Source organism: Allorhizocola rhizosphaerae, from assembly GCF_003426775.1.
Classification (GTDB): Bacteria; Actinomycetota; Actinomycetes; order Mycobacteriales; family Micromonosporaceae; genus Allorhizocola; species Allorhizocola rhizosphaerae.
Genome location: NZ_QJUG01000108.1, coordinates 1 through 13,147 on the forward strand (window position 1 = coordinate 1; position 13,147 = coordinate 13,147).

The following is a 13,147-nucleotide window of genomic DNA, read 5'->3' on the forward strand; positions in this document are numbered from 1 at the left end:
CGTTGTCGACGCGGTGCCAACTTCAAGCATTTCCAGCGCCCCCAAGCAACCCCCCGAGAACGCCCCCACCTCGCGCCTACGCGAGCAGTGCCCGCAAGAAGATCCCCTGCATCTCATCCGGCGTACTGACCTGAAACGCCACCCCACCCGTAGTCCGCGCGATCCCCTCCAGATCGGCGAGCTGGATGTCGGGCCCGATCCCCAGCAGCACCACCCGAATCGGCCGCGTCACATCGGCCAGGATCTCAAGCTCCCGCTGCACGTCGCGCAACGACTTGCCCGTGTTTTCCTGACCATCCGTGAACACCACGAGCGTGTTGGACAGTTCCGGCTTGTACCCGTCGAGCAACAGCTGATAGCCCGCGAGAATCGACTGGTACAGCGGCGTGACGTCGGTCGGTTGTGGACTCGCCCCGGTCATGCGGCCGGCCAACTGCTCCCGGTGCCCAGGCTTGCCCAACTGCTCAAGCGGCACCATCGGCGCGTGCCCCGGACCGGCGAACCCCCACAGCCCGACCTCGCTCTCGTCCGTGAACAGCCGCAGCCCGGAGATCGCGGCCTCCTTCATGACCTGCATGCGGGTCTTGCCGCTGCCCAGTTGCAGCCCCATCGAGGAGGTCGCGTCGACCATCGCCACGACGCGCGAGGGTGTCCGTGCGGCCACCCACACCCGCAGCGCCGACTGGACCTTGGCCATGTCCGACAGCGGCTGCACGTGCACAGCGGTCGTGGTCACGCCGTGCCCGGTCGGGAACCCGGAGGCGGCCTTGCCGTCGGCGGAGCGCAGCCTGTGCTGTGCCAGCACGGTGTTGTACTGCCCGCTGGTGAGCACCTCGCGGAAGGCGGCCGCTGCGGTCTGCACGTTGAGCTGTTGCTGCGAGCGCACGGCGTAGGGGAAGTCCAGCGACGCCACGTCGGCTATGCCAACCGCCGCCATCGGGGCCGATGCCCCGCTCGCGCTCGCGTTGTAGGTCAGCAGCGCCTGCTCGCTCACGGGCGCACCGGTCACACCCTTGCCAAACGCCTGCCACAGCGCCTGTAGGTCGTTGACCTGTGCGCCGATCGACCGGTACGCGAACACGAGGTTGGGCAGGTCCTTTTCGGACTCCACGACCGCGTCCGCAAGCACCATGGTGCCGACCATCCCGGCCGTGTCGCGCCTCGGCTCGACGAGCCCGAGCTTCAACGGGGCTTTGCCGCTCGGGTCGAGCGAGAGCCGCTTGAGGGTGGCCATGTCCAACGGCTTGTCCGGTTGCGCACCCATGCCACGGGCGACGTTTTCCGGCACGGCGAGCACGACCGGGCTCGACGCGACGGAGGCGACCGTGCCCTCGAACGCCTCGCGATTGACCCCGCGCACGCGCCCGATCCAGTAGGAGGAGTCGGGGATCCACACCACCGGAAGGTCCGACTCGGACGGTGTCGGCGCCGGTTTGGCGGCCACGTCAACCCATCCACCCGCGAACGTGGCGATGCCCTCGGCGATGTCGTGGGAGGCTTTGGACACGACCTCGACCCGCACACACTCGCCGCGCACCTCGGGGCGGCTTGCCGTCCAGCGGGCGCCGATGTCGCTGATCGCGGGCGCGACGGCCGGGTCGGCGGCGACCGTGAGCCTGATTCCGGAGCTGCTGCTGCATCCGTCGGCGTCGGCGGCGACGGAGCGCAGGATGACCATGCCCGCACCGATCACGGCAAGCGCACCGATCACCGCCAGCGGGGTGCGTAGCGCCCGGCGCCTGCGCCGGCGCGGGGGTGGTGGCGCCGCGTAACCCGCCGCGTGCGGGCCAGCGCCGGGACCATAACCGGGGTCAAATTCTTCCGCGTGGTCTCCGAGCAAACGCGACAGGTTGTGGCGTCCCATGTTGAGGCTCCGAGGGTTCAAGGGGTGTCCGCGTCAGCTTAGAACCCAAGAATATGAGCACAACTCGGAGTTTGGGCAAACTACTGTGCGTAGTCCCTGCAGCACACAGGGGTGTGGGCCCGAACGGCAGGGGGCGGGAAAAGAAGCAAGCGCTGCCGGGTCTGGCTCAACCCGACAGCGCTTTGCAAGAAATTTTCAGCGCGCTTTCTTGGTGGCACGCTTGCGAGGCGGCGTCAGCAGCTCGGCGACCGTCGCGATGGCCGACGGCACCAGGCTGTAGTACGCCCACACACCGCGCTTGTCCCGGTTCAGCAGACCGGCCTCGGTGAGGATGCGCAGGTGGTGGCTGACGGTCGGCTGGGAAAGACCCAGCGGGGCGGTCAGGTCGCAAACGCAGGCCTCGCCTTCCGGAGCCGACTGGATCAGGCTGAGCAGCCGGAGCCGGGCCGGGTCGGCGAGAGCCTTCAGGACGCCGGCAAGGCGCTCAGCGTCGGCTCTTTCGATTGGCTCGCCGGCAAGCGGCGAGATCTGAGGCAGCGGGGTTTCCACCAGGGCAGTTCCCACGTGATCCATCCTTCCAACAACAGCATCGATCCACCTACATATTAGCAGGTACGGATCTGACTTCCGTTAGGCCGACAGGTCAAGGTCGGCCAACGTATAGGCGGCCCGATATGGCAGTCCGGCGGCCCGCACTGCCTCACCCGCGCCTCGATCGACAATAACCGCAACGCCGATGACCTGGGCCTCCGCCTCGCGGAGTGCCTCGACGGCGGTTAGAACGCTACTCCCCGTAGTGTTGACGTCTTCGACAGCGAGTACCTTGCGGCCCTTCACTCCGGGTCCTTCGATCCGGCGTTGGAGGCCGTGAACCTTGTCCGCCTTGCGCACCACGAACGCATCCAGAGCACGGCTCGAGGTGTGCAGCATCGCGGTCGCCACCGGGTCGGCCCCCATCGTCAGACCGCCCACCGCGTCAAACTCCCAATCAGCTGTGAGTTCGTTCATAACCTTGCCAACGAGTGGCGCGGCGCGATGGTCGAGTGTCAGTCGACGCATGTCCAGGTACCAATCCGATGTCGCCCCCGACGACAGGACGAACTGTCCCCGCACCACCGCCAGATCAGTGATGAATTTACGGAGTTCGTCGTGTGCGGGCATGGACCAGAGACTACAACGCGTGATTCCAGCTGGCTACAGGGGGTGCGTCACTCTGTGTCGCGCCCGGTTCGCACCCTTGCTCCCTTTGCCAACCGGCGCAGCAGTGGCGTCGGGGTGTGCCGCATGAAGCCGACGAGGACCTTGTACTTCACACTTGGGACACTGACCGTCTTCCCTTTCTGCAGGTCACGCAGGGCATCGGCGACCACGGACGCGGTGTCGAGCCACATCCATTTCGGGGTCTTGCTCATGTCTATGCCTGCCCGCTCGTGAAACTCGGAGCGGGTGAAGCCGGGGCACAGCGCCATCACGCGAACCCCGTGCCGCGCCACCGACAGCGCGATGGATTCACTGAAATGCGTTACCCACGCTTTGCTCGCCGGGTACGTGCTGCCGGGCATTGTCGCAGCAAAACCGGCCACTGACGATACATTGATGATGCCGCCGGAGCGGCGCTCCACCATGCCCGGCAGTACCGCATGCGTTAGTCGCATCACAGCCTGGACATTTACTGAGAGTAGGTACAACTCTTTGTCCACCGTGGACTTCAGGAATGGAGTATTGAGCGAAAGGCCTGCATTGTTGACCAAAAGGTCGATCTTTGAGGCCCTCAACCGGGCCTCCACCGCGGCCGTGCCCTCGTCGGTGGACAGGTCGGCGGGCAGCGCCTCCGCGCTCACCAGATAGCTCGCGGCGAGGCCCGCGCACAACTCCTTGAGCCGCTTGGCATCCCGGGCCACCAGGACCAGGTCCCAGCCCTCGGTCGCCAGGCGCACGGCGAAGGCCCGGCCGATGCCCGCGGTCGCGCCCGTCACCAGAGCGACGCGACGCTCGCTTTCCGCCGCGCTCTCCTGCGCGGGCTCGGCCACTGTGTCCGGTGCGGTCGGGGTCATCGTGTCACCTCAGGGTTCGGAAGGCGGCGGCGCCGGGTGTGAGGGGTGCGCCGGTGGTTGCGGATAGGGCAGGTGCGTCTGGGCGTGCGAGTGCGGATGAGGGTGAGTGGGCGGTTGCGAGCCGGAATCGGTACCCCCTTGGAAGGCGAGCAGTACGGCAGTGGCAATGTAGCCCAGCAAAGACAGGCCGGACGAGCCCAGCACGATGGCGCCGGCCCAATCCGGCAACGCCCGCACGACCAGGCCGCCCAGGAGTTCGCTGCGATCGGCGGCGATGGTCGCGGCGGGGCTGAACGAGGCGGTCGCGCCGAAGCCGGTGCAGCACGCGCACAGCACGCCCAGTCCACAAACGACCCACGTGACGACGCGCGCCCGGCGGTTGCCCTGCCAGATGCCGTAGGCCAGACCGGCAAGCAGGAGCGCGAACAGCACCATGACGGCGCTCGTGCAGATGAGGCCGCCGCGCAGCGCCGTGATCCCGGCGTCGATGTCGGTGCTGTCGAACCGCTCGCGCCTTGCCAGATCGCGGAACACCCGGGTCGCCTCGCCGATGGCCGCCAGTGAGGTTATGGCGCTTGCCAGGTGCAGCAGGGCCATCAGGCCCATCATGACCGCGGCGATGGTGACGACAACGGGCCGCTGAAAGCGGTTCATAAAGGCACCCCCGGGTACACGTCCTAAAAGGAAGTTACCCGGGGGTGAGTAAAATGTCCGGTTATTTAGTTTTTACAGATTGCCGGCAAGGGGGTCTGTCGCCGCCATGACCGGCAGTCCATCCCGCGACTTGCTTTAGCAGGGAGCAAGAATTACGGAGCGGGGTAGGTCGGCGGCGTCCACTGCGCCTCCTGCTTGCGGAAATACGGGCTCGACGGGGGCAGCGCGAGCAGGATGACGACCGCGATGGCCGCTAGCACCGAGATGATGCCCAGCACCATGGTCGCCGAGTTGAGCCAGTCCGGTACGAGCGCCTGCAGGTCCTCCTGGACCTTCTTCTGGTCGATGCCGCCCACGTTGCCCATGCTGCCGGTCAGCGCGTTGGACGCGCCGAGCACCACGAGCCCCCCGATGCCGCAGCAGATGCCGAACAGGCCCGCCCACACCCATGCCAGGATGCGCGCCCACTGCTTGCCCCGGCCGACGAAGATCGCACAGACCAGGTATCCGGCGACGAGCAGGAGCCCCAGACCGGCCCCCAGGTATGAGCCGACGACCAGGCCGGTCGCCTGGCTCTCGGCTATCGCCCGATCCGCGCCGGCGTCCCGGTAGATCTGTTCGACCTTGGCCCGGTCGTAGAACGTGGCGGTGTAGACCGACAGCGCGATGGAAATCAACGACAGCACGGTCAGCAGATAGAGCAAAGTCGTGGCCAGGCTGACCGTGCCCGGACGGGCCGCCGGCGTCGGCGCGCCAAGAGGCGGTGGTGGTGTCGTGTATGACATACGCACACCGTAGACGCCGTGCTCAAACCGTGCCTGGCACTTCAGATGGAAAGTCGCTCCATCTCAAGGAGGAGGGTCAGCTCACCATCAGAGCGTCCCCTTCGCGCGCGACCGTCACCTTGTCGCCGTCGCGAATCTTCCCGGACAGCAGCGCCCTGGCGAGCTGATCGCCGATGGCCGACTGCACAAGCCTCCGAAGTGGACGCGCCCCATAGATCGGATCGTATCCATGGCTCGCCAGCCATTGCCGCGCCTCCGGCGTCACGTCGAGGGTCAGGCGGCGGTCGGCGAGGCGCCGGCGCAGCCGCTCCAGTTGGATGTCGACGATGAACGTAAGCTCGTCTTGGGTCAGCGCATGGAACACCACGATGTCGTCGAGGCGGTTGAGGAACTCCGGCTTGAAGTGCCCGCGCACCACCGCGAGCACGGCCTCGCGCCGCTGCTCCTCCGACAGGGTCGGGTCGCCGATCACCTGCGTGCCCAGATTGGACGTCAGGATCAGGATCGCGCTGCGGAAGTCGACCGTGCGCCCCTGCCCGTCGGTGAGCCGCCCGTCGTCGAGCACCTGCAGCAGGATGTCGAACACGTCGGGGTGGGCCTTTTCCACCTCGTCGAGCAGGATCACCGAGTAGGGCCTTCTCCGGACCGCCTCGGTGAGCTGCCCGCCCTCCTCGTATCCGATGTAGCCGGGGGGCGCGCCGACAAGCCTTGCGACGGAATGCTTTTCCGCGTATTCGCTCATGTCGATGCGCACCATCGCCCGCTCGTCGTCGAACAGGAACTCGGCCAGCGCCTTGCCCAGCTCGGTCTTGCCCACCCCGGTCGGGCCGAGGAACAGGAACGAACCCGTGGGCCGGTCGGGATCGGCGATCCCGGCACGCGCCCGGCGCACCGCGTCGGAAACGGCCGTGACCGCCTCGGCCTGGCCGATCACTCGCGATTGGAGGGACTCCTCCATGCGCAACAGCTTGGCCGTCTCGCCCTCCATCATGCGCCCGGCCGGGATGCCGGTCCACGACGAAACCACCTCGGCGATGTCGTCCGCGCCGACCTCCTCCTTGAGCATCGCGCCCTTGGCCTGCAGCACGGCGAGCTCGGCCTCGGCCTTCGCCAGCTCCTGCTCCAGCTGCGGGATGCGGCCGTAGCGCAGCTCGGACGCCATGGCCAGGTCGAGGTCACGCTCGGCCCGCTCGGCCTGGCTGCGCAGCTCCTCCAGCTGCTCCTTGGCCGTCGAAATCTTGGTGATGTGGGACTTCTCGTCCTTCCACCGGGCCGACAGCGCGGTCAGCTGCTCGCGCCGGTCGGCGAGCTCGGCGCGCAGCTTGGCCAGCCGCTCGGCCGACGCCGGGTCGGGCTCCTTGGCCAGCGCCATCTCCTCGATCTCGAGGCGGCGCACTGAACGCTCGATCTCATCGACCTCGACGGGCCGCGAGTCAATCTCCATCCGCAACCGGGACGCAGCCTCGTCTACAAGATCGATCGCCTTGTCGGGCAGGAACCGGTCGGAGATGTAGCGGTCGGAAAGCGTTGCGGCGGCGACGAGTGCGGCATCGGTGATGCGCACGCCGTGGTGCACCTCGTAGCGCTCCTTGAGCCCGCGCAGGATGCCGATCGTGTCCTCGACCGACGGCTCGCCCACGAGCACCGGCTGGAACCGCCGCTCCAGCGCCGGATCCTTCTCGATGTGCTCGCGATATTCGTCCAATGTGGTCGCGCCGACCATGCGCAGCTCGCCGCGGGCCAGCATGGGCTTGAGCATGTTGCCCGCGTCCATCGAGCCCTCGCCTTTGCCCGCGCCGACGACCGTGTGCAGCTCGTCGAGGAACGTGATGACCTGCCCGTCGCTGGCCTTGATCTCCTCAAGCACGCTCTTGAGCCGCTCCTCGAACTGGCCGCGGTATTGCGCGCCCGCCACCATCGCGCCAAGATCAAGACTCACGAGCTTTTTGTCGCGCAACGACTCCGGCACGTCGCCGGCCACGATGCGCTGCGCGAGCCCCTCGACGATGGCGGTCTTGCCGACGCCGGGCTCTCCGATCAAAACCGGATTGTTTTTGGTACGCCGTGAGAGCACCTGAATCACGCGGCGGATCTCCGCATCGCGGCCGATGACCGGGTCCACCTTGCCGTCACGCGCCCGCGCCGTCAGATCCACCCCATATTTCTCCAGCGCCTGGTATTGCTGCTCGGGGTCGGGGCTCGTCACGCGCCGGTCGCCGCCACGAATCTGCGGGAAGGCCGCGACGAGCGCCTCCTCCGTCGCGCCCTGCTGCTTGAGCGCCGTGCCCACGGCGCCGCCCACCCGGGCGAGCCCGGCCAGCAGGTGCTCGGTGGACACGTATTCGTCGCCCAGCGGGCGCGCGATCTGCTCGGCCGCGTTGATGGCGTTGACGAACTCGCGCGACAGCGACGGCTCGGCCACGCTCGCGCCACGGGCGGTGGGCAGCTGCTCCACGGCCCGGATGGCGGCGCGGCGCACCTCGGCCGGGTTGGCGCCCACCGCGCGCAGCAGCCCGACCGCCGTCGACCCGCCCGTATCGAGCAGGGCCAGCAGGAGATGCCAGGACTCGACGGTTGCGTGGCCGCGCTGCTGCGCGGTGGAAACCGCAGAAGTGATCACTTCGCGGGACTTGGTGGTGAGACGCTGAGTATCCATAGCAGAGTTGAGTCTAGCCGACTCAAGTTAGCTCCGCGAGAGCGTCACCCTGATCCATTGGCGTGCCTGGCCGGTGCCCGCGGACAGGTAAATCGTGTTCTGGTCGGCGTGCGGGCGGGCAAACAGCGTGCCGTCCCGGGTCTGGCCGACCCAGTCGAGCCTGGGCAGATCGGCGACGCTCGCCGGGCTGTCCGTGAAGTACATCGGACCCTCCGGACCCGCGATCACCAGCACCCCGCCGCCGGCGGAAACCACCGAGTACGGCCAGTTCGGCTTCTCCTTGATGGTCGTGGTCGGATGGGCGACCCACACCCCGTCGCGCAGCCTCCAAATCAATGGCAAACCGGTGCCCTTCATTCCCGCGACGACTGAGGCCGAAAGCTTTGCCTGAACGGAGTTATTGACGACCACACCGGTTGGACCGCTCGCGAGCTCCAGCGGGTCCTGGTCGGCCAGAAGCCACGTGTCGGCCCCATCCTGCGAGACCATCACCTGCGCCCGAAAGACCCTGCGCCCCTCCTGCGCGGGCACCTTCACGTCCTTGCCGTCCAGCTGCGTGACGGGCGCTCCCTTGTGGACACTGGCCAGCCAGTAGCGCCCGTTGCCGATGTTGGTCAGCACGCCGCTGTCATGGCCGTTGGGCAACGCCCGCTGCCACCCTGATCCGGCATGGCTGCGGATCAGGCAGTCGTCGTCGTGGCAGTCCACATAGAACGGTCCATCGCCGAGCGCGTAGCCGTAGCGGCTGCCCCGCTGCCAGCTCGCCATGCCGTCGGTGGACACGTGCCACTCGTTCTCACCGGTCTGCAGCGACACCGTGCGGGCGTCGATGACGTACATCTGCTGATCCTTGGCGATCGGCTGCGGGTGGGGCCGGGCCGTCCAGGTCATCCCACCATCGACGGTGCTGAACAGGCGGGCCTCCGCCGTCCTGTCCGGCGAATACTTGCTGAACATCGCATATCCGTGCTTCACCGATGCGAACTCCAGCCAGACCCCATCGAAATCCGATGGGACATCGACAGCGGCGACGTGTTGGTTAATGATGGTGGGCGACGGCAACCCCGTCACCGGCGATGGCCCCGCCTCGGTGGGCCCGGCTTTGGGTGCGCACGCCCCGACCAGGGCGGTGATCGTCAGGCAGGCCAGCAAACCTCTCATGCCACGTGGAGAGTCGCGAATATGGCACTTGGTTCCGATAACGGATTGATGACAGCCCTTTCGCGTGGCCGGATGCGCACGCTACGTTGTCGCCGCAGCAACGCCGCTGGTCATTGCGCTTGAAGAGGGGGTCTTGCAAATGAGCGCTGCCTCGGCGGTGTTTCGCGGTTTCGCGAACCCGGTCGATCCCAGTCCCAACGAGCTGCGAAGCTGGGCCTACGTGCCCGACTCGGTGCCGCTGAGCTCCATGCCGCCCGACTGGGACCTGCTCATCGCGGGTGACCGTCTCATCGCGACGCTGTTCGACCTGGCCATGGACCCGGGCTGCCCGGCCCGCAGATTCGCCCTGCACTGCTGCTACATCTACGCCGCCGATGCGATCCGCACCGGCTTCAAGGCCCATCCCAGGCGCAAGCTGCGCAAACTGGTCGAGGAGGCCGAGGAGGAGGGCGACGAGCTCATGGCGACCTGGGCGCACAACACGCGCCGGCTGCTGTCCCAGCCCACCCTGTTCGACTACCACGACTGGTGCGAGGGCGGCCTGGTGCGCCAGACCCGGCGCCTGTAAGAGCACGCAGCGGGTGTGGTCGAACGCTCCACGATCGACCACACCCGCGCAAGAAACGCCCCGCTCACTAAGTGCTGTCACCGCTTCGCTTCGCGATGACAGCTAACGTTTGCGAGGCGCTCGCCGCCGGCTAGCTCGCCTGCGTCCGCTTGTCTATGTATTCGTTGGCCTTCTCCTGCAGCGCATCGACTTGGCCCGAGCCCCTGCCGCCCGTCTTCTGGTCCACCGCGTCGCCTGCCTTGCCGACCGCTTCCTTGGCCCGGTTTTTCGCCTTCTCGGCCGCGCCGGTCGACTTGCCCTTGGCGTCTTCATCCTCGTTGAGACCGAGTGCGTTCTTCGCCTGATCCATGATGCCCATTGAGATCCCCCACCTCGCTGGCATTAGCCCGACATATCGGACTTCCTTGGGCCTCAGCCTACCGGGATCGACCGCCTCAGGCGTACAGTTCAGATAATTCATCGCTTGTTGAAAAAGGGGGGGTACGGGATGACGACCTGCGTGATCATTGGTGGAGGTCCGGCCGGGATGGTGCTCGGACTACTGCTCGCCCGCGCCGGCATCGACGTCACGGTGCTGGAGAAGCACGGCGACTTCCTGCGCGACTTCCGCGGCGACACGGTGCACCCGTCGACCCTCCAACTGCTCGACGAGCTCGGCCTCGGCGAGCGCTTCGCCGCGCTCCCGCAAAATCACCTGCACCGGATCGCCTTTCCGATCGACGCCGACACGGAGATCCCGTTCGCCAACTTCGATCGGCTCAAGGTGCGGCATCCATACGTCGCGATGGTCCCGCAGTGGGACCTGCTCAACCTCCTGGCCGAGGCGGGCAGGGAGGAGCCCGCCTACACGCTGCGCATGCGCGCCGAGGTGACGTCACTGCTCAAAGAGGACGGTCGGGTGGCGGGCGTGCGCCTCGCCGACGGGGAGGAGATCCGCGCCGACCTGACCGTGGCGTGCGACGGCCGATGGTCGCTCGCCCGGCAGCAGGCCGATCTGAAACCCAAGGAGTTTTCGGTACCGATTGACGTCTGGTGGTTCAGCCTGCCCCGCGAGCCCGGCGACGACCTGACCGCGCTCATGCCCCGGACCGGCAACCGGCAGATGGCGGTCATCATCCCGCGCGAGGGCCACCTGCAGCTGGCCTTCCTGCTGGAGAAGGGCACCGACACGCAGCTGCGTGCCCGTGGCATCGAGGCGTTCCGCCGGGACATCGCGGAGCTCATCCCGCCGGTTGCCGGCCGCGTCGACCAATTGTCCTCCATGGACGACGTGAAGCACCTCGACGTCCGGCTGAACCGGCTCAAGCGCTGGCACGTCGACGGTCTGCTGTGCATCGGCGACGCCGCGCACGCCATGTCGCCCGTCGGCGGCGTGGGCATCAACCTCGCGATCCAGGACGCCGTCGCGGCCGCAACCCTGCTCGCCGAGCCACTGAAGCGGGGCCGGGTAAGACCTTCCGACCTGGCGCGCGTTCGCAGGCGCCGGCTGCTCCCGACGATTCTGGTGCAGCTGCTGCAGCGGGCCATGCACCGCGCGCTGCTCGGGCCGATCGTCCAAGGACGACGGTCGGGCCCTCCCAAGCCGGTGTTGGCGTTGATGCGCAACTTCCCACCGGCCTCGTTCGTGCCCGCATACCTCGTGGGCGTGGGCTTCCGCCCCGAACACGCCCCGCCCTTCGCCCGCCGCCAACCCTCACCTTCGCGTCGATCATGACCATAAGTCCATTCTCGGCGGCGTGTCGTGACGCCAGCTTCATGGCCAGCAGCGCGCGCAGATCATAAAGTTGATGCGGCGACACGCCGCCGAGCATGGACCTAAGTGCATGATCAGCTGTCTGAGGGGCGCTGCCAGATGACGAGGGCGGTGGAGGTGCGGCTGGTGCGCATGAGTTCGCGGCGCGGGAAGGCCGACATCGTCTCCAGCTCCTCCAGCCGCTGCCGCGCCTCGGTCAGCTCCTCGGCCATGCGGGTCATCTGCTCGCGCATCTCGCCCACCAGGCGCTCAAGCCCGATGATGCGCTTGACCCCGGCCAGATTGACCCCGTCTTCCTGGCTCAGCCGCTGGATCTCGCGCAGCAGCTCGACATCGCGCAAGCTGTAACGCCGGCCGCCCCCGGCGGTGCGGCCCGGCTCGACCAGACCCATGCGGTCGTATTGCCGCAGCGTCTGCGGATGCATCCCGGCGAGCTGGGCAGCCACGGAGATGAGCAGAACCTTGTCGTGTTCGTCCATTGTGGTCACCTCAGATCTTCCAGATGGTCCCGTCGTGCGGGTCGGGTCAGGCTCGCGAAGGTCTCCAGCGCCTCGCGCGCTTCCGCCGTGAGCTCGTCGGGAGTGGGGAGGACTATATCGACGGTAACCAACAGGTCGCCGGAATGCCCATCCCGTTTCGGTACCCCGCGCCCGCGCACCCGCAGCATCCGCCCGCTCGGCGTGCCCGCCGGGACGCGGACCTTCACCATCCCGTCCAATGTGGGCACGCGGACCTCGGCCCCGAGCACCGCCTCGGCGTAGGTCACCGGCACCGTGACGGTCAGGTCGTCGCCGGACCGGCCGAACACCGTGTCGGGCCGCAGGATCACGCGCACGAACAGGTCGCCCGCCGGCCCACCGCGCTCGCCCGGCTCACCGCGCCCGGCCAGCCGCACGCGCTGTCCGTCGGCGACTCCCGGCGGGATGCGCACCTGCAGGGTGCGGGTCTTGGTGACACCGCCCGTGCCGCGGCACTCCGGGCACTTCTCGTCGACGATCGTGCCCACGCCCTGGCAGTCGCGGCACGGCTCGGTGAACCCGAACGCACCCTGGTTGCGGGTGACCATGCCGGATCCGCCGCAGTGCGGGCAGGTGCGCGGTTTGGTGCCGGGCTTGGCCCCGTTGCCGTGGCACACGTCGCACACCATGGGCGCCCGCAGGGTCACGGGCACGTCGACCCCGCGCACGGCGTCGCGGAAGTCCAGCAGGATCTCCGTCTCGACATCCCTGCCGCGGGCGGGGCCGGTGCGGTAGCCCGTGGGCCCGGTCCCGCCCGAGAAGATGGAGCCGAACAGGTCGGAGAAGCTCGCGCCGCTGAACCGCTGATCGCGCCCCATGCCCTGGCCGAACAGGTCGGACATGTCGAAGGGCTGGCCCGCGCCCGCACCACGCGCGCTGCGGCGGAACGCGCCCGACTCGAACAGCGAGCGCATCTCGTCGTACTCCCGCCGCTTGCGGTCGTCGGACAGCACGTCATAAGCCTCCGACACCGCCTTGAACCGGTCCTCCGCCCCGGCGTTGCCCGGGTTGTGATCGGGGTGCAGTTCACGGGCGAGCTTGCGGTAGGCCTTCTTGATGTCGGTCGCCGGCGCGCTCTTCGGCACGCCCAACACCGCGTAGAAGTCCTTCTCCAACCAGTCCTTCGAGCTCACC

Annotated in this window: 13 protein-coding genes; 2 read left to right on the plus strand and 11 right to left on the minus strand. The window is 67.7% G+C overall.

The window, feature by feature from the left end; translation table 11 throughout:
• Positions 1 to 76: 76 nt before the first annotated feature.
• From DM816_RS22870 to DM816_RS22905, 8 genes are all read right to left on the minus strand, one after another.
• On the minus strand, positions 77 to 1,864 hold the full coding sequence (locus DM816_RS22870) for a VWA domain-containing protein (protein ID WP_117212393.1): 1,788 nt from the start codon (positions 1,862 to 1,864) through the stop codon (positions 77 to 79).
• 195 nt (positions 1,865 to 2,059) lie between these two features.
• Entirely contained in the window at positions 2,060 to 2,437 is a 378-nt protein-coding gene (locus DM816_RS22875; RefSeq protein WP_020522607.1) for an ArsR/SmtB family transcription factor, read from the minus strand.
• Positions 2,438 to 2,494: 57 nt separating this feature from the next.
• Positions 2,495 to 3,025 (minus strand): orotate phosphoribosyltransferase, encoded by a 531-nt coding sequence (pyrE, locus tag DM816_RS22880; RefSeq protein ID WP_117212394.1) that lies wholly within the window; start codon positions 3,023 to 3,025, stop codon positions 2,495 to 2,497.
• Positions 3,026 to 3,072: 47 nt separating this feature from the next.
• Positions 3,073 to 3,918 (minus strand): SDR family NAD(P)-dependent oxidoreductase, encoded by an 846-nt coding sequence (locus DM816_RS22885; protein WP_117212395.1) that lies wholly within the window; start codon positions 3,916 to 3,918, stop codon positions 3,073 to 3,075.
• 9 nt (positions 3,919 to 3,927) lie between these two features.
• Positions 3,928 to 4,572 carry a hypothetical protein gene (locus tag DM816_RS22890; protein WP_117212396.1) on the minus strand — a complete coding sequence of 215 codons (645 nt, stop codon included), beginning with the start codon at positions 4,570 to 4,572 and terminating at the stop codon, positions 3,928 to 3,930.
• Between the two features lie 152 nt (positions 4,573 to 4,724).
• Complete coding sequence (locus DM816_RS22895) at positions 4,725 to 5,357, minus strand: hypothetical protein (protein ID WP_117212397.1); 633 nt, start codon at positions 5,355 to 5,357, stop codon at positions 4,725 to 4,727.
• A gap of 76 nt (positions 5,358 to 5,433) precedes the next feature.
• Entirely contained in the window at positions 5,434 to 8,013 is a 2,580-nt protein-coding gene (gene clpB / locus DM816_RS22900) for an ATP-dependent chaperone ClpB (RefSeq protein ID WP_117212398.1), read from the minus strand.
• 27 nt (positions 8,014 to 8,040) lie between these two features.
• Complete coding sequence (locus tag DM816_RS22905) at positions 8,041 to 9,174, minus strand: hypothetical protein (RefSeq protein ID WP_162907730.1); 1,134 nt, start codon at positions 9,172 to 9,174, stop codon at positions 8,041 to 8,043.
• Positions 9,175 to 9,313: 139 nt separating this feature from the next.
• On the opposite strand from DM816_RS22905, the gene DM816_RS22910 reads away from it, so the two are divergent.
• Entirely contained in the window at positions 9,314 to 9,742 is a 429-nt protein-coding gene (locus DM816_RS22910) for a hypothetical protein (protein ID WP_117212400.1), read from the plus strand.
• A gap of 130 nt (positions 9,743 to 9,872) precedes the next feature.
• On the opposite strand, the gene DM816_RS22915 is transcribed toward DM816_RS22910, so the two are convergent.
• Positions 9,873 to 10,100, minus strand: a complete 228-nt coding sequence (locus tag DM816_RS22915) for an antitoxin (protein WP_117212401.1) — start codon at positions 10,098 to 10,100, stop codon at positions 9,873 to 9,875.
• A gap of 141 nt (positions 10,101 to 10,241) precedes the next feature.
• Between DM816_RS22915 and DM816_RS22920 the strand changes: the two genes are divergently transcribed.
• Positions 10,242 to 11,456, plus strand: coding sequence for an FAD-dependent oxidoreductase (locus tag DM816_RS22920; protein ID WP_281274353.1), 1,215 nt, complete (start codon positions 10,242 to 10,244; stop codon positions 11,454 to 11,456).
• Positions 11,457 to 11,569: 113 nt separating this feature from the next.
• Here DM816_RS22920 and DM816_RS22925 read toward each other — a convergent pair whose 3' ends face one another.
• Together DM816_RS22925 and dnaJ are read right to left on the minus strand one after the other, a co-directional pair.
• Entirely contained in the window at positions 11,570 to 11,974 is a 405-nt protein-coding gene (locus DM816_RS22925; RefSeq protein ID WP_117212403.1) for a heat shock protein transcriptional repressor HspR, read from the minus strand.
• Between the two features lie 5 nt (positions 11,975 to 11,979).
• Positions 11,980 to 13,146 carry a molecular chaperone DnaJ gene (gene dnaJ, locus DM816_RS22930; protein WP_117212404.1) on the minus strand — a complete coding sequence of 389 codons (1,167 nt, stop codon included), beginning with the start codon at positions 13,144 to 13,146 and terminating at the stop codon, positions 11,980 to 11,982.
• Position 13,147 lies beyond the last annotated feature (1 nt).